Source organism: Mycobacterium sp. Dal123C01, from assembly GCF_052566995.1.
Map to the genome: position 1 here is coordinate 1,079,788 of NZ_CP199580.1, position 16,309 is coordinate 1,096,096.

Annotated in this window: 14 protein-coding genes; 6 read left to right on the forward strand and 8 right to left on the reverse strand. The window is 66.8% G+C overall.

Features of this window, described 5'->3' with window-relative positions; translation table 11 throughout:
• Window positions 1-84: 84 nt before the first annotated feature.
• On the forward strand, window positions 85-4,932 hold the full coding sequence (locus tag ACTXG5_RS05150; RefSeq protein WP_445162665.1) for an HAD-IC family P-type ATPase: 4,848 nt from the start codon (window positions 85-87) through the stop codon (window positions 4,930-4,932).
• An 11-nt stretch (window positions 4,933-4,943) separates the two neighbouring features.
• Here ACTXG5_RS05150 and ACTXG5_RS05155 read toward each other — a convergent pair whose 3' ends face one another.
• The 3 genes from ACTXG5_RS05155 to mrf form a co-directional block, all read right to left on the reverse strand.
• The gene (locus ACTXG5_RS05155) at window positions 4,944-6,503 is read right to left on the reverse strand and encodes an AMP-binding protein (RefSeq protein WP_445162666.1); all 1,560 of its coding nucleotides are present in this window, start codon (window positions 6,501-6,503) and stop codon (window positions 4,944-4,946) included.
• Window positions 6,500-7,390, reverse strand: coding sequence for an SDR family NAD(P)-dependent oxidoreductase (locus ACTXG5_RS05160; RefSeq protein WP_445162667.1), 891 nt, complete (start codon window positions 7,388-7,390; stop codon window positions 6,500-6,502). Before ACTXG5_RS05160 ends, ACTXG5_RS05155 begins: the two co-directional genes overlap by 4 nt.
• Window positions 7,391-7,560: 170 nt before the next feature.
• Window positions 7,561-8,754, reverse strand: coding sequence for a ribosome hibernation factor-recruiting GTPase MRF (gene mrf, locus ACTXG5_RS05165; RefSeq protein ID WP_445162668.1), 1,194 nt, complete (start codon window positions 8,752-8,754; stop codon window positions 7,561-7,563).
• Window positions 8,755-8,866: 112 nt separating this feature from the next.
• Between mrf and rpmB the strand changes: the two genes are divergently transcribed.
• The 4 genes from rpmB to rpsR are packed head-to-tail and all read left to right on the forward strand — an operon-like array spanning window position 8,867 to window position 9,831.
• Window positions 8,867-9,103, forward strand: a complete 237-nt coding sequence (gene rpmB / locus ACTXG5_RS05170) for a 50S ribosomal protein L28 (protein ID WP_445162669.1) — start codon at window positions 8,867-8,869, stop codon at window positions 9,101-9,103.
• On the forward strand, window positions 9,103-9,267 hold the full coding sequence (gene rpmG, locus ACTXG5_RS05175; RefSeq protein WP_036465848.1) for a 50S ribosomal protein L33: 165 nt from the start codon (window positions 9,103-9,105) through the stop codon (window positions 9,265-9,267). Before rpmB ends, rpmG begins: the two co-directional genes overlap by 1 nt.
• Window positions 9,268-9,573, forward strand: a complete 306-nt coding sequence (gene rpsN / locus ACTXG5_RS05180; protein WP_445162670.1) for a 30S ribosomal protein S14 — start codon at window positions 9,268-9,270, stop codon at window positions 9,571-9,573.
• Window positions 9,574-9,831 (forward strand): 30S ribosomal protein S18, encoded by a 258-nt coding sequence (rpsR, locus tag ACTXG5_RS05185; protein WP_445162671.1) that lies wholly within the window; start codon window positions 9,574-9,576, stop codon window positions 9,829-9,831. It abuts the gene before it with no gap.
• On the opposite strand, the gene ACTXG5_RS05190 is transcribed toward rpsR, so the two are convergent.
• The 4 genes from ACTXG5_RS05190 to ACTXG5_RS05205 form a co-directional block, all read right to left on the reverse strand.
• Window positions 9,828-11,222 (reverse strand): aldehyde dehydrogenase family protein, encoded by a 1,395-nt coding sequence (locus ACTXG5_RS05190; RefSeq protein ID WP_445162672.1) that lies wholly within the window; start codon window positions 11,220-11,222, stop codon window positions 9,828-9,830. The two genes, rpsR and ACTXG5_RS05190, sit on opposite strands and share 4 nt — an antisense overlap.
• A gap of 4 nt (window positions 11,223-11,226) precedes the next feature.
• Window positions 11,227-12,318 carry a phenazine antibiotic biosynthesis protein gene (locus tag ACTXG5_RS05195; protein ID WP_445162673.1) on the reverse strand — a complete coding sequence of 364 codons (1,092 nt, stop codon included), beginning with the start codon at window positions 12,316-12,318 and terminating at the stop codon, window positions 11,227-11,229.
• Window positions 12,319-12,434: 116 nt separating this feature from the next.
• On the reverse strand, window positions 12,435-13,208 hold the full coding sequence (locus ACTXG5_RS05200) for an SDR family oxidoreductase (RefSeq protein ID WP_445162674.1): 774 nt from the start codon (window positions 13,206-13,208) through the stop codon (window positions 12,435-12,437).
• 92 nt (window positions 13,209-13,300) lie between these two features.
• Entirely contained in the window at window positions 13,301-14,197 is an 897-nt protein-coding gene (locus ACTXG5_RS05205; protein ID WP_445162675.1) for a LysR family transcriptional regulator, read from the reverse strand.
• A gap of 87 nt (window positions 14,198-14,284) precedes the next feature.
• Between ACTXG5_RS05205 and ACTXG5_RS05210 the strand changes: the two genes are divergently transcribed.
• A complete protein-coding gene (locus tag ACTXG5_RS05210; protein ID WP_445162676.1) occupies window positions 14,285-15,274 on the forward strand; it encodes an amidohydrolase family protein in 990 nt (329 codons plus the stop codon).
• Here the strand turns inward: ACTXG5_RS05210 and ACTXG5_RS05215 are convergent.
• Window positions 15,271-16,224, reverse strand: coding sequence for an oxygenase MpaB family protein (locus ACTXG5_RS05215; protein ID WP_445162677.1), 954 nt, complete (start codon window positions 16,222-16,224; stop codon window positions 15,271-15,273). The two genes, ACTXG5_RS05210 and ACTXG5_RS05215, sit on opposite strands and share 4 nt — an antisense overlap.
• Window positions 16,225-16,309: the final 85 nt, after the last annotated feature.

Genomic DNA, 16,309 nt, shown 5'->3' on the forward strand with positions numbered 1-16,309 from the left:
CGGCCTGCCTTCGGGCGCACATGTAGACAGGTCCCCGACACCCCAGGATTATTAGCGCGACAGACGCATTTGAAGGATGGCCGAATGAAGATCCCGGGTGTAACCAGCGTTGTCGCTGGTGTCACCGGCGGAGCGGCCCAGATAATGAAAGCCGGCGTGTCCACTGCGGCGGGCGCTGCGGGCGCGGTGCAACTACTGGCAAGCCCGGTAGTTGAACTGGCCGGCCCCGTGGTGCAGTCGATGGCCAACTCCACCGGCCGGGCACTCGGGATCAACATCTCCCCCAACGGGTCCCCTGATCTCATCGCGCCTCCGGTGCGCTGGCAAAGCGGGCAGCGGGTACATCTGGACCTCGACCCGTTGCTGCCATTCTCGCGCTGGTACGAGTACTCGGCAGTCGTCGAAGAGCCGGTTCGCCGGATTCCCGGAGTGGCAAAGGCCCACGTCGAGAGCTCACTGGGCCGGTTGGTGGTCGAACTCTCCGACGACGCGGACAACGACGCCGTCGTGGCGGACGTACGGTCGACGGTCGCGACCATTGCCGCCGACTTGACGTCCTCGAAGTCCGAAACGGCGCCGCGTACCGCGCCCTTCGCTGACCCGGCTAACCCGCTGGCGATTCTGGTGCCGCTCACCGCGGCGGCCATGGATATGGTCGCGATCACTGCCGCGGTCACCGGCTGGGTGACCCGACTGCCCGCCGCACCGCAAACCACCCGGGCCGCCGCCGCCCTCCTCAATCATCAGCCCCGAATGGTGTCGATCCTGGAGTCGAGGCTGGGTCGCGTGGGCGCCGATATCACGCTCGCTGCCGCGACGGCCGCCGCCAACGGGCTGACCCAGGCGGTTGGCACACCGCTGCTCGACATGACGCAACGGACCCTGCAAATCACCGAGGCGGCCGCGCATCGGCGCGTGTGGCGCGACCGCGAGCCGCACCTGGCCTCCACCGACCGGCCGCAAGCTCCAGTGGTCCCGGTCATCTCATCAGCCGGGGCCAAGTCGCAGGTGCCGCGGCACAGCTGGGCGGCGGCAGCGGCGGGTGAGGCGTCGCATGTCGTGGTCGGCGGAGCCATCGACGCCGCGATGGACAAGGAGAAAGGCTCAATCGCGGGTCCGGTGGAGAGCTACGTCGATTCCGCGGCGAACGGGTCGTTGATCGCCGCAGCGAGTGCGCTGGTGGCCGGTGGCGGTACCGAAGACGCCGCCGCCGCGATCGAAGCCGGGGTGCCCAGAGCGGCGCACATGGGCCGCCAGGCGTTCGCGTCCACGCTGGGTCGCGGCCTGGCCAACGGCGGCCAACTGGTCCTCGATCCGGGCGCGTTGCGCCGCTTGGACCGGGTGAAAGTCGTCGTCATCGACGGCGCGGCGCTGCGCGGTGATCATCGCGCCGTACTGAAATCGCTCGGTGATGCACCCGGCTGGGACGACGACCGCGTTTACGAGGTTGCCGACGCGCTCCTGCATGGCGAAGAGGCACCCGAGCCCGACCCCGATGAATTGCCCGCCACCGGCGCGCATCTGAGATGGGTTCCGTCGCAAGGCCCGTCGGCGACGCCCGCCCAAGGCCTGGAAAGTGCCGACCTGGTGGTCGACGGCGCAATCGTGGGCAGGGTCGAGGTTGGCTGGGAAGTCGACCCGTACGCCATCCCACTGCTGCAGACCGCGCACCGGACCGGAGCCCGGGTGGTTCTGCGTCACGTGGCCGGCACCGAAGACCTGACTGCCAGCGTCGGTGCGACGCATCCGCCCGGCACGCCTCTGCTGGGTGTGGTGCGCGACTTGCGGGCCGATCGCGGGCCCGTCCTGCTGATCACCGCGGTGCACCGGGATTTCGCATCGACCGATACGCTGGCCGCGTTGGCAATCGCCGATGTTGGTGTGGCCCTTGATGATCCACGTGCCGCGACGCCGTGGACCGCGGACATCATCACCGGCACGGACCTGGCTGATGCGGTGCGGATCCTGTCCGCGATTCCGGTAGCCCGGTCGGCCAGCGAATCGGCCGTACACCTCGCCCAGGGCGGTACCACGCTGGCCGGACTGCTGCTGGTCACCGGGAGTGGGCAACAGCGATCCACCAACCCGTTGAGCTTCCGCCGCTGGCTTAATCCGGTCAACACCGCAGCGGCCACCGCGCTGCTAGCCGGAACCTTCTCGGCCAGCAGGGTGCTGCGCCTGCCCGACCCCACCCCGCAGCCGCTCACCGCCTGGCACGCACTAGACCCGGAGATCGTGTACTCGCGGCTGGCCGGCGGTGCGCGCCCGTTGGCCGTCGAGACCCTGACGCCATCCTGGCGGCGGCGCCTCGACGACCTGTCCTACAGCCCGGCATTCGAGCCGCTGCGCGGACCGCTCCATAACGCGGCGCGGTTGGCCTCGGCGACCCGCGTCGAGCTCGCCGACCCGTTGACCCCGATCCTGGCGGTCGGGGCGGCCGCGTCGGCCATCGTCGGCAGCAACATCGACGCGCTGCTGGTCGGCGGCGTCATGATGGTCAATGCGATAACCGGTGGGACACAACGGTTGCGGGCCGAGGCGGCAGCCGCCGAGCTGTTCGCCGAACAGGACCAACTCGTGCGCCGCGTCGTCGTCCCGGCCGTGGCCACCACACGCCGGCGCCTGGAGGCGGCCCGGCACGCCACCCGCACGGTCACGGTGTCCGCCAAGTCGCTGCGGCCCGGCGACGTCATCGACCTGGCCGCACCGGAGGTGGTTCCGGCTGACGCGCGGCTGCTGGAGGCCGACGACCTCGAGGTCGACGAATCCTTCCTCACCGGCGAGTCGCTGCCGGTGGACAAACAGGTGGAACCCGTCGCCGTCAACGACTCCGAGCGGTCCAGCATGCTGTTCGAGGGCAGCACGATCGTCGCGGGCCACGCTCGCGCGATCGTTGTGGCCACCGGAGTCAATACCGCTGCGCACCGGGCGATCTCGGCGGTCGCCGGCGTCGAAACGGCGGCCGGAGTCCAGGCCCGGCTGCGCGAGCTCACCAGCAAGGTTCTGCCGCTGACCCTGACCGGCGGCGCCGCGGTGACAGCGCTGGCGTTGCTGCGCCGCGCATCACTGCGTCAGGCCGTCGCCGACGGCGTCGCCATTGCGGTGGCCGCCGTGCCGGAGGGACTGCCGCTGGTGGCCACCTTGTCCCAGCTCGCCGCTGCCCAGCGCCTGACGGCGCGCGGAGCGCTCGTGCGCTCGCCGCGCACCATCGAAGCCCTGGGCCGGGTCGACACCGTATGTTTCGACAAGACCGGCACTCTCACCGAGAACCGGCTGCGCGTGCTGTGCGCCGTGCCGCACGATGCCCGTCCGGGCGATCCATTCCCTGAAGCTGAGGATCCGCGATCGGCCCCAGTACTGCGGGCAGCCGCATGGGCGTCCACGCAGCCCCAAGAGGGACAGGGCCACGCGCACGCCACCGACGAGGCGATCATCACCGCAGCGAGTTTCCTTCTCACCAAGAACAATTCGGGATGGCAGGTGCTCGCCGAGGTACCGTTCGAGTCCAGCCGTGGCTTCGCCGCCACGATAGGTACCTTCAGTACGGATTCCAACTCGCCGGTTCTGATGCTCAAGGGCGCACCCGAGGTGGTTTTGCCGCGCTGCCGGTTCACCAACCCGGAAGCTGACCATGCGCACGCCGATGCGGTGGTACGCAGCCTCGCCGAACAAGGGCTGCGCGTGCTCGCGGTGGCGCGACGTCCGTGGCCCAACGGGACCACCCATGACGAGGACACCGACGCCGACGCCGTCGACGCCACCGCGCAGGACCTCGAGTTGCTGGGCTACGTCGGTTTGGCCGACACCGCGCGGGCATCGTCGCGGCCGCTTATCGAAGCGTTGGAGGCCGCCGACCGCAACGTGGTGCTGATCACCGGCGACCACCCGATCACCGCGCGCGCGATCGCCCGTCAGCTGGGATTGCCGGCCGACGCGCGCGTCATCACCGGCGCCGAGCTGGCCGGCCTCGACGAGGACGCCTGCGCCAAAGTGGTCGAAAACGTCCAGGTTTTCGCCCGCGTCAGCCCGGAGCAAAAGGTGCAGATCGTGGGCGCGCTGCAACGCTGTGGGCGAGTGACGGCGATGGTCGGCGACGGCGCCAACGACGCTGCCGCGATCCGGATGGCCGACGTGGGCATCGGGGTCAGCGGTCGCGGATCGTCGGCAGCCCGCGGGGCCGCCGACATCGTGCTGACCGACCGCGATCTGAGCGTGCTGCTCGACGCGCTGGTCGAGGGCCGCAGCATGTGGGCCGGTGTTCGCGACGCCGTCACGATCCTGGTCGGCGGCAACGTGGGCGAGGTGCTGTTCACCATCATCGGAACCGCGTTCGGCCAGGGCCGCGCGCCGGTGGGAACCCGTCAGCTGCTGCTGGTGAACCTGCTCACCGACATGTTCCCCGCGCTTGCGGTTGCCGTCACTTCCCAGTACGTCGAACCCGACGAAACCGAGTACGAAACCAAAGAAGAGGCCGAAAAGGCGCGTGCCGCACACCGGCTCGCGGTGCTGACCGGCCCCACCCCTTCGCTCGACGCCCCGCTGATGCGCCAGATCGTCAGCCGCGGTGTCGTCACGGCCGCGGGCGCGACGACCGCCTGGGCCATCGGGCGCTATACGCCGGGCAGCGAACGCCGGACGTCCACAATGGGATTGGCGGCATTGGTAACGACCCAGCTTGCACAGACACTGCTGACGCGCCAGCACAGCCCGCTCGTCGTGGCGACCGCGTTGGGCAGCGCGGGTGTCTTGGTCGGAATCATTCAGACCCCGGTGGTCAGCCAGTTCTTCGGATGCACACCGCTGGGACCGGTCGCCTGGTCGGGCGTGATGGGAGCCACGGCGGGAGCCACCGCTATCTCATGGCTGGCACCCAACTGGCTGAACAGGACGATCGGTGTCATCCAACCCAACGGCGAGCCCGGCGACGAGTGAGGCGTCGGCGCCTAGGTCGCCAGTTCCTTGCGGATGACCTTGCCGGCGGGATTGCGTGGAATGCTGTCGACGACGTGGATGTCCCTGGGTTGTTCGAAACGAGAAACCTTGCCCTTCAGATACTCCCGTAGCGCCGCCACCTCGATGCCACGCTGAGTGCGGGCAACGACGAACGCGGCCAGGCGCCGCCCGAACTGCTCGTCAGGCACCCCGACGACTGCGTTCTCGGCGACGTCGGGATGTTCGGCGAGTGCGTTTTCCAGCGCGCGCGGATACACGTTCTCACCGCCCGACACGATCATGTCGTCCTCGCGACCGACGATGTACAGCCGGCCCGAGTTGTCGAGATAGCCCATGTCGCCGGTGCTGGTCATGTGGTCGATGACGGTCTTGGCGCCACCGCCGATGTAGCCCTTGGTTGTCAGCTCACCGCCCACGAAGATACGGCCGGTAACCCGCGGTCCAACGGGCCTGCCGGTCTTGTCGAAGATGCGAACCGGGCAGCCCGCGACCGGTCTACCAACTGTATCGGGGGCATGGCGCAACTCGAAAGGTGTTGCCAAGGCCCCGATCCCGACCTCGGTGGAACCGTAGCCGTTGTAAAGGACATCGCCGTAAAAATCCATGAACCGGCGCGCCAGGCTGGGATCCAGCCGATCGCCACTGGATATCACGACCTGCAACGCCACTGGATTGCGCGCACGCACACGTTGCGGCAGATCCATGATGCGCGCCAGCATGATCGGAACCACACTCAACGCATCGGCACGCTGCAGCGACGCCTGCGCGAGCGTGGCCTCGGCATCAAAGCGCCGATGGGTAAGGACCGTGCCACCCAGGCTGACGGTGAGCATCAACATGCCGAGGCCCAGGCCGTGAAACATCGGCACGGCCACCGCGATTCGCGACCCGACGCGCAAGCCGGTGCGCTCGAGAATGGTCATACCGACGCCCACTCCCGAACTCATTCTCGGCATCCGCGGCACGCCCTTGGGCTTACCGGTAGTCCCCGAGGTCAGCAGAATGAGCCGGCCGGACTCGACGACGCGGGGTCGTGGCGCGCCCGGCTGGATCTGCACGGTTGCCGGATCGATCACTGGAATTGATGGCCCGGCATCGTGGACCTGTTCGGCAAACTCGTTGTCGCAGAACATTGTTGTCACCTGATGCGCGCTCAGCGCGTCCGCGAGAGCGGTGGTGCGAAACTCCGTATTCACCAGCACCACGTCCGCTCCGACCAAGGCGGCTGCGAACACTGCCGTCGCGAAGTCGCGACCGTTGCGGCACATGATCCCCACCGCCTCGCCCGGACCCGCACCGCCGCGGACAAGCTCGCGTGCGAGCGCCTCGGTCTTGGCTTGCAGCTCGCGGTAGCTCAGCGCCCCGTCGTCGTCGATGATCGCCGTGCGCTCCGGCCAGCGAGCCGCCGCGACGGCCGGCAGCGTAGCGAGATTCGTGCCACCGCGAAGCACCTCGCGGATAAGCCGCAGCACCGCGATCGGTGTGGGCACACTCAGCAGCCGCGACGACGCCAATGCCCGGGCCGTCGTGACGACCACGCCGTCGGTCATCGCTCGTCGTTTCGCGCGCCGGATTCGGCGAAGAACCGGCGATGCCACAGCCGGGCTGCCCAATCTGCCGGTCCGGCCAACAGCACCGAAGCCAGCTCGGCCGGATACACCCAGGGCGGTTCGTTGGTGCGCGGGCGCTCGATGACGGCCTTGGCGATGGCGTCGGCGGCCTCCTCCGGGGATAGCCCGGGCAGGCGGCCCAGGATCGGCGTCGGTGCGATCATCCGGGTCCGGACCAGCGCGAAGTAGACCGACGTGACCTGCACACCGTCGGCGTGCAGTTCGGGCGCCACGCTGCGCAGCCAGCGATCGAAAGCGCCCTTAGACGCCTGGTAGGCGCCCCATTGCGGCCCGGGGACCACGCGCACGCCGACACTCGAGACGTTCACGATCTGGCCGCCGCCGTTTTCTCGCATGGCCGGCAGCAGTCCCAGGAGCAGCCAAATCGGGCCCAGGTAGTTGATGTCGATGGTGCGCTGGAAGTCGTGTGGGCGGTCGTACTGGTGATGCAACGACCGGCGCAGCGACTTGCCGGCATTGCTGACGACGATGTCGAGCGGGCCGTGGTTCTCGGTGATCTGCTTGGCCAGGACGTGGACGGCGGCCTCGTCGCTCAGATCCGTCGGGTAGGCGACCGCCTGCCCGCCACCGGCGTTGATCGCCGCCGCCAGATCGTCGAGCCGCTCCGCCGATCGGGCGACGACCAGCACTGTCGCTCCTGCCGCGGCCAGCCTGCGGGCGGTCGCCTCTCCGATTCCGTAAGACGCGCCGGTGACCAGCACCGTCTTGCCGGAAACGGCGCTGCGCAGCTTGTCGGGGTCCGACACCCGCGCCGGGTTGGCCAATCGGTCTGTCACCGTCTTAAAGGCCTGGCCTATCAAGTTCACCTTCACACCGCATTCACCGAGCTGGCGTGCTGAGTCCTGATGCAGCGCTGCTTTCCCAACGCTTCGTGACTCGTAACCTACAGCTACCAGACCACCCGCACAGCCCGAACCCCTGGTCCTGGCTAATCGGTGCGAGTCGGGGTTGATGCGGGTAGCGCCGCGGCGTTAGTTCACGGTTCTCGGCGGTCGGCCTCTGAGGCGACTTCTTCTGCCGCGCCCGAGGTTTCGTCGCAAGGGTCCTTGTGCCAATCGCCGAACGGGTCCGGGTAACCGCTCCACTCCCGCGGAGTCGCCATTTCCTGGTCGGTGAGCAGCGCGCCGTGCAGGGCGTCGAGAATGTCGGGGGGCTCTGCGCCGCAGACCAGCACCGTCATCGCGGTGTGCCGGTCGCCGAACCGGTGTTCCCACTGCAGCTCGGCGAACAGGCGCCGTTCCGCGTCGGCATTGGCCGCCTCCCGGGCGGTCATGGCCGCCAGCCACTTTCCCGCGCAGGCGACCCGCAAACCGCCGCCGGCCGATTCCAGCCACATGACCTGGTCGGGTCGACTGGCCAGCCACAGCCGCCCACGGGTGCGCACCACGCCACTCAGCAGCAGATCCACCGCGGCATGCAAGCGCTCAGGGTGAAACGGGCGGCGGGCATTGAACTCGACGATGCGCACCATCTCGTCGGCGACCAGCGGCGGGCTGCCGGCCAGCAGCCATCCATGCGGATGATCGCTGCTGCCGCGTCGCGAATCGTCTTCCAGGTTCGCCAGCGCCATCTCGACGCGGTCGAGCCCCACGGTGATTCGCGCCCGCGGAGCAAGTCGACGCAGGACGGCCAGCGTCACGGGTTCCGGGCGGGTCAACACCAGCAGGTCGGCGAACTCCGCTTGGTTGACGACGACCTGGGCCATCGTGCGCCCGTCCGGCAGACCATCACCCTCGAGTGCGCGGGTGAGCCAGTTGTCTGAGTCGATGCATGTCACCACCCCGGCGATCGCCACGTCCAAGGCGGCCGGGCCGTCGGGATATCCGGGACCGACGCGCACCCGGACGTGATTGATCGCGACGCAGATGGGTTCGGGTTCGAGCCAGCCGGTCAGATGCACGACGATGCGCTCGATCGCGTCGTCGCGGGCCAGCCTGCGCAGCAGTGCGAGCAGGTCGTTGCGAACGGTGCAGGCCACGCACCCGTGTGCCAACTCCAATGCGTCCTCGGCGGTCGTTAATTGGCCATCGCGCAACGTGATCGTTGTCCGCCGCACCACGTGGCCGTCGAACCGGTGCTCCACGACCACTGTTCCGGGCCGGCGTAACAGACCGCCCGTCACCGCGTCGGTGTCGCCCTGACCTGCTACCAGCACCACCGGGGTCCGCATCCTCGCTCCTTATTGCAAACGATTGTCAATAACGCTTAAGTCACGGTACAGTCCCTGGCGGACCTTGTCGAAAATGATTTTCAATAAACGTATGCCGCGAAGAGGAGGCGTCATGCCCATGCACTGTCAGGTCACCGGCCGCACAGTCGGTTTCGGCAACTCGGTGTCGCACTCGCATCGCCGAACCCGGCGGCGATGGTCGCCCAACATCCAGACCAAAACGTATTACCTGCCGTCGGAGGGCCGGCGCCTCACGTTGCGCGTGAGCGCCAAGGGAATCAAGGTCATCGATCGCGACGGCATCGAGGCCGTCGTTGCCCGGCTGCGCCGGCAAGGCCAGCGCATCTGATGGCGCGCAACGAGATTCGGCCCATCGTCAAGCTGCGCTCCACCGCGGGCACCGGCTACACCTACATCACCCGCAAGAACCGGCGCAACGACCCCGACCGGCTCACCCTGAGGAAGTACGACCCGGTGGTCCGCCGCCACGTCGAGTTCCGGGAAGAACGCTGAATGGCCAAGAAATCCAAGATCGTCAAAAACGACCAGCGCCGCGCGATCGTCGAACGCTACGCGGAGCGCCGCGCCATGCTCAAAGAGATCATCCGATCACCCGCAAGCACTCCCGAGCAACGGCTGGCCGCTCAGCAAGCGCTCGCCCGCCAGCCTCGCGACGCCAGCGCGGTGCGGGTACGCAACCGCGACTCGGTCGACGGTCGTCCGCGCGGGCACCTGCGCAAGTTCGGGTTGTCCCGGGTGCGGGTGCGCGAGCTGGCGCATCAGGGGCAACTACCCGGCATCCGCAAAGCGAGTTGGTAGATGGCCGGCAAATCGAAACGCCCAGCCCGGCCCGCAGCACGTCAGCCAACGGAGAAAAAGAGGAACCTGCTGGCCGGCCTCGATATCAAAGCTGTTGACTACAAAGACGTCACGACGTTGCGGATGTTCATCTCCGAGCGCGGCAAGATACGATCCCGCCGCGTCACCGGCCTGACCGTTCAGCAGCAACGGCAGGTGGCCACCGCGATCAGGAATGCCCGCGAGATGGCGCTGTTGCCCTACGCCAGTGCTCGCTAGTCACGAATGAAGCCCTTGTTGCGCATCAGGAAGTCCGCCAGGAATCCGTCGTGCGGGATTTCGGGTGCGCCGTAGAACGTCGGGTGGTTTCCGCGGTAGACGTTGCTGACCGTTGGTTCGCCGAGCAAGGCGTCGATCAGATCGTCGTCGCCGGTAATCGCGTTGATTACCAAGGATTGTCGCAGCGGGCCCAGGCCGGCGGCGCGCGACCACGGCGACACCCACACGCAGGGGAACGGCAGTTCGATGTTGAGCCTATCGACGTCGGGTGCGGCCAGCAGATGCACCGCCGGACGCAGGGCGGCACAGCCGTCGCCCACTGCGGCGAAGACCTGATCGGCGCCGAGCAGCGGGGTCGTGCCCGCGGCCTTGGCCGCCAGATGCTTCGCCAGCGCCTGCGCCTTCTCGACGGGCTGAGTGGGCAGGATCGCGCGCTCGTCCTCGGTGGGCAGCGGCTCGATCGTCGCCAACCGGTCGGCGATCGCCGCAGCCAGCGGGGCCGGATCGCCTTCGTAAAGGACTGCGGTGGTGTTGACGCACGCCATGCCACCCAGATTGGCGATCGAGTCGACGATCAGGTCGAGGTAGTCACGCCAATCGCGGTCGGCGGTGATCAGGATCTTGGCGCGCCCCGGTCCGTTCACCATCACCGTCGGATCGATGGCGTATTTGTCCACGACATCCTGGCCGCCGTACACCATGGCGAGGTCGGCCGACCGGATGATCTCGTCGGCTCCGCTATGGTCGGTGGGCAGATAGACCGCATCTTCGGGACGAAATCCCGCCTGGCGCAAGGCGTTAACGAGTCGATGGCCGGTGAGGGGTTCGCGCCGCGATGGGCGCACCGCGACCCGGTAGCCCAGGGCAAGCGCCTGGGGCCACAGGCCGTGCACACCCGGACCGTTTCCCGCGGCGTGCACGGCGAACACTTCACCGCGCCGCGTCCAGACCGCACTGCCGTCGCGGGTGCGTTCCTCCCGCCAGTCGCGGGCCGCGCCGACCGGCTGGGCTGGGCGCACCGCGTCGAACGCGCTGCCAACGGCGTCGGCGACGTTGCGGGCTCCGGCGCGGGTCACCGCGATCGGCACCCCCGAAATCCGGCTGGCCAGTTCGACATAGGCGTCGAAGTCCAGGCCACCGATGGTCGCGGTCCGGAAGATATCGGCCGCATTGGCCAAAGCCTTTTCGCGCTGCGCGACCGGCAGCGGTGCGACCTTGCGTTGCGCGCCGACGGTGCGCGATACGTACAGGGGCGGCACCATGCTCAACTCGACGACCGGCACTCCGGCTGTGCTGGTGACAATCTCACGGTTACGGGTCCGATACTCGCCACTGGGCCCAAGTGCGTCGACGAGCACTAAATCAGTGGTGACGCTTGGTATTTCGCTCACCACTTCAGTACACGCCTTCGATGACGGCCTCGCCCTCGAAGGTGGACACCGGCCGCACCGCACTGACCGAATCGCTGAGTTTGCTTGCGGGCCCGGGCATTCGGATGGCCATGTCGCGTTCCAGGTTATTCGGCAGGAACATGCCTTTGCTGACGTGGTTCATCACCACCTGGCCGAGCTCCCCGTAGGGCACCTGCTCTCCGGTGTCGGGGTCGATTACCCAGAACACCACATACGGTGTCCGCGGGTCGAAAACGAGTGCCTCGCCATCGGTTCGGGTGACCGCCTGCGAGAGAATCATGGTGCTACCGAAGGCCATCGTGATCGTCGTGTCCGGGAAGATGTCGCGCAGCAGGTCCAGCGTGTCGGCGTCGACGTGGGCGCCGCTGAGCAACAGGTAGCGAATCTTGGCGTTTACCAAGTCCACCACGTCGTCGTTGCGGGCAATCGCTTCGAGCAACGGCGGAGTGGCATGCAGGTTCGCGACGTTCTGCGTCTGCAGAACGTGTACCGCCTGCTCGAGGACGTGGTCGACATAGGCCGCCACTTCCGCGGCGGCATTGCGCGCGGCGATCTTCTTCACCCAGCGGGGATCGATGTCGATCGCGTGGAACGCCGAGCCGAGCCGCTCGGCGACCAACCGCGAGAAATAGCCCACGCCGTGCGGGCCGCTCGGCATCAGGCACAGGAAGCCCTGGCCCCGCTGGAAGCCGCCGGTGGCAAAGTCCTCGGTTTGCCATTCGATGACTTGTGCAACCCAATCCGGAAGCTGCGCAGTCCGTTTCGGCGCCCCGGTAGTGCCGCCCGATTCGAATATCTGCGGTACCGGTGGCGGTGCGCCGTATCCCCTCGGTATCAGTTCCTCGATCGGCACATTGCGCAGCTCGCTGAGCAGATTGGGAAACAACCGAAGATCCCTGAAGGTTTTGATATCGGTCAACGGCTCGAAGTCCAGCGTCTTGACGGTCCGTAGCCAAAAAGCAGAGCCGGTGTCCTCGCCGAAGTGCCAGGCGATCGCCGCACGCAAATAGGCCTCGGCGTCTTCGACCGGTACCGATCTCGGGACGTCCAACAACGAAAAGTCGATATCGGCCATGTCATCGATCCTGTCGCATGCCGGTCCCGCCCGCCACGCAGCCTCAGGTCTCACCGGGCATACAAGGACTGAACGTTAGCCTCTGCCGCGGCGAATTCTGGGTTACCGCAAGGTTTTCACTTGTCCGCACCCCGCTGCCAGGCCGTGATCGCCTCGTTGAAAGCGGGATAGATGTCCTGGTAGGTGCCGTCGCGTTCGGCGAACCGGAAATTCTTGACGCGCTCCACCACGATCTCATCGGGCGCCGGCTCCGACTGCAGCAGGGCCATCGTCTCGGCGACATAGTCGTCCAGCGGCATCGCCCTCGGGTCGAATCCGCGCTCGCCCTGCAGCGCGGTCTGCACATGCGGCGGAATGATTTCGATGACCCGGATCGCGGTGTCGCGAAGCTGGAAGCGCAGCGACTGCGTGTAGGAGTGCAGTGCTGCCTTGGCGGCGCAGTAGGTCGGCGTGAGCGCACTGGGCATGAATGCCAGGCCCGAAGTCACGTTGAGGATCGCCGCGTGCGGCTTTCGCAACAGCGCCGGAAGCAGAGCCGAGATAAGCCGGATCGGGCCCAGCAGGTTGATCGCGATGCTTTGCTCCGCCAAGCCGGCGCTACTGGCGGTGAGGTCCTCGACGCGCTGAGTGCCGGCGTTGTTGACCACGACGTTGAGTTCCGGGTAGCGGTCCGTCAGCTCGACGGCGAACCGCCTGACGTCGGCCGCGTCCGATTGATCCAACGGCAGGTAGTCGATGCCCGGGTTGTCCGCTACGACGGCTTGCAGCAGCTCACGACGACGGCCCGCAATCACTACCTGGTTGCCGAGCCGGTGCAACGACTCCGCCAATCCGCGGCCGATTCCGGTGCCGCCGCCAGTGACCAGCACGGTATTGCCCGTCATTTGCATCGCTGTGCTCCTTACGCTTGGACCGACGTAGCGTAATGCCCCGATATGCCTCGGGGTAACCACCAGTTTCCGCGCGAGTCACCAACACGTCGTCAGGAACCCGCGACGGCGTGCACGATCCCGCGAAGCCAGCGGTGGGAGGGATCGGTGTCGAGGCGTGGATGCCAGACCGCGTAGAACTGCACGTCGCCCAGCTCGCGGGGAGCGTCGAGTACCCGAACACGATCCGAGTCGGCAAACCGCGAAACCAGCCGAGCCGGAACGGTCAGCACCAGATCGGTGCCGGGCAAAATGCTCGACCCCACCACGTGGTACGGCATGGCGACAGCGACGCGACGAGCCGCACCGCGTGCCTCGAGCGCCAGATCTACCCAGGGCCGGCCCACGTCGATACTCAGATGCGGCCACCGCAGATACTGCGACAGCGACACCGACGTGCGACCGCTAAGTGGGTGTTCGGCGGCCACCACGCAGACGAACCGATCGGTGAACAGGTGCTGGCTGCTGTACCGGTCGGGTGCCGCGCTGCCGTAGATCGCCAAGTCGAGCGTCCCGGCGTCCAATTTGTCGAATGCACGCGCGTCGAGGGCCTCGCAGACGACCGTCGAATTCGGAGACTGCATCAGGATCCGCTGGACCAACGCGGGACCGAAGGCCGCGACGGTGTAGTCACTGACGGCAAGGCGAAACGACTGCGGCGTGGTGGCGGGGTCGAAGGTCTCGGTGGCGAACAGCTGATCCAATTCCGTTACCACCGTGGCTAATTGAGTTCTGATGCGCTCGGCGCGCGGCGTCAGCGAGTAGCCCTCGGAACCCCGAACCAGCAACTCGTCGCCGAAATGCCGGCGCAACCGCTGCAGGGCCCGGCTCATCGCGGGCTGGCTGAGCGCAAGGCGGTCGGCCGCCCGCGACACGTGGCGTTCTTCGAGCAACGCCTCCAGGGGCGGTAACAGATTCAGATCAACTCGATCGATATGCGTCTCAGGCATACTTCTAATACTAAATATTCATTTCACAAATAGGGGGATCGGGGCGCAGAGTCGAAGGGAGAGAAACAACCGAGGTAAGGAAAGCCGATGCGCTACATCGCCTTAGAGGAAGCGTTCTTCATCCCCGAATTGGCCGAGCGCCAGCCCACCACGGCGCACCAGCAGCTATGGAAGCGCATGCAACCGCAATACGCCGAGCGCTGCGCACTGCGGCTACCCGATTTCGCCGAATACCGGCTCGCGGAGATGGACGACGCCGGCATCGACATCCAGGTGCTGTCCCTGACATCGCCGGGTCTACAGGTCGACATCGGCGCCGAGCGGGCTCGCGACAACGCCCGGTTCGCCAATGAATACCTGGCGAAGGTCATCGGTGAACATCCGGATAGGTTCCGCGGTTTCGCCGCGCTGCCCCTACAAGACCCCGCAGCTGCCGCGGCCGAGCTGGAACGCGCCGTCACGCAGGACGGACTGTGCGGCGCGTTGGTCAACGATTGCGTGACCGGGCCCGGCGGCCGCTACCTGGACGCACCCGAATACGACGAGGTGTGGTCGGCGGCGGAATCCCTTGGCGTGCCGCTGTATTTGCACCCAGGATCGCCGCCGGCCGATCAGTGGCAAGTCATCGAGGGTCGTCCCGAACTGTACGGCGCGACCTGGAGCTGGGCCGCTGAAGTCAGTGGGCACGCGCTGCGGATCCTGTTCAGCGGGGTGTTCGATCGGCATCCGGGCGCGACGATGATCTTGGGGCACATGGGCGAGTTCCTGCCGTTCCAGCGCAGCCGACTGGACTCCCGCTTCGCGTCGACATCGTTCGCGGCGGCCAGCACGCTGCAGCGCGCACCGTCGGCTTACCTCGGCACCAACATCGTTTTCACCAACAGCGGCGTGTTTTCACCGGCGGCAATGCTCGGTGCCGTACTCGAGGTCGGCGCCGACGCAGTGATGTTCTCCATCGATTACCCGTACGAGTCCTCATATGACGCCGTCCGGGGATTCGAGCAGACGACGCTCAGCCCCGCCGACCGGGAAAAGATTGCGCACGGCAACGCCGAACGGCTGTTACGGATCGGCTAGGCCGGGCGGTTATGGAGCCCGCGCGGGTCGACACCCGCCCGGCGCCATGCCGCCACCGCCCACGTCGTGTAAAGGAACCAGAGCGGGAACCGGTTGAACACCGGGTTCAGCGCGCGCACGACGGCGGCGAAACGCTGAAATCGCTTCTCCTTCTTCGCATCCCATTCCAGCTGACACACCTCGCGCATCTGTGGCGGCATGGTCCCGACCAGCACGACACGGGTGTAGGCGTTCAGCGGCGCGGACACCATCTTCCAGATCGGCGTGGGGAGCCAACGCGGCCCCGGGATGCCTTTGCGGATGTAGCCGGTGCCGTACAGGACGGTCTTGTGCGGCACGAACCGCTCGAGCATGTCGTCCCAATACGTGACGAACTCAGCGTAGGTCTGCGGCTGGCCGCGGCCGCTGACGCCGTACAGGCTGTACCAGACCTTGCCTTCATTGAAGATCTGTTCCTTCTCCGCGTCCGTCAGCCGCCGGATGAACATGTCGGTGTTGTAGATGACCTGGTCGACGAAAGTGGCATGCGCCCAATAGAACAACTCGGGATTCAGGGCGTGGTACCTCGAGCCGTCGCTGATGGTGCCTTTGATCGGTTTGTGGAAGTCGCGCACCTTACGGCCCCACTCATGCGGGTCGTCGGAGTAGACGGTCTTCATCAATGGCGGCGCGGTTCGCTTGGCCCGACCCAATGTGTCGCTGAAGATCACCGAGTGATCGAGCACTCCCTGGGCGAGTTGCTCGATGCAGTTTTCGACACCGGCCACGCGCTGGAATCCGAAGAATTGTGTGCGGTGATCGCCGTAGAACTTCCAGATCAGAGAGTCGGGTCCCAGCCGCGGCGCGGCCTGGGCGATCTCGTCAACCAACAGGGGGACGGCTTCCCGAACACCGGTATCGAAACGGGCACCGGCGGTCGAGCCGGCCAACTGGTCATTCTGGGCGCTCATGCCCACCTCCCTGCGGCACGCACATCGTGAAGCACTGACACAAAAGTGTATCTTTGTTCCAAGCTACCAATTCTTGCGCCGAGAT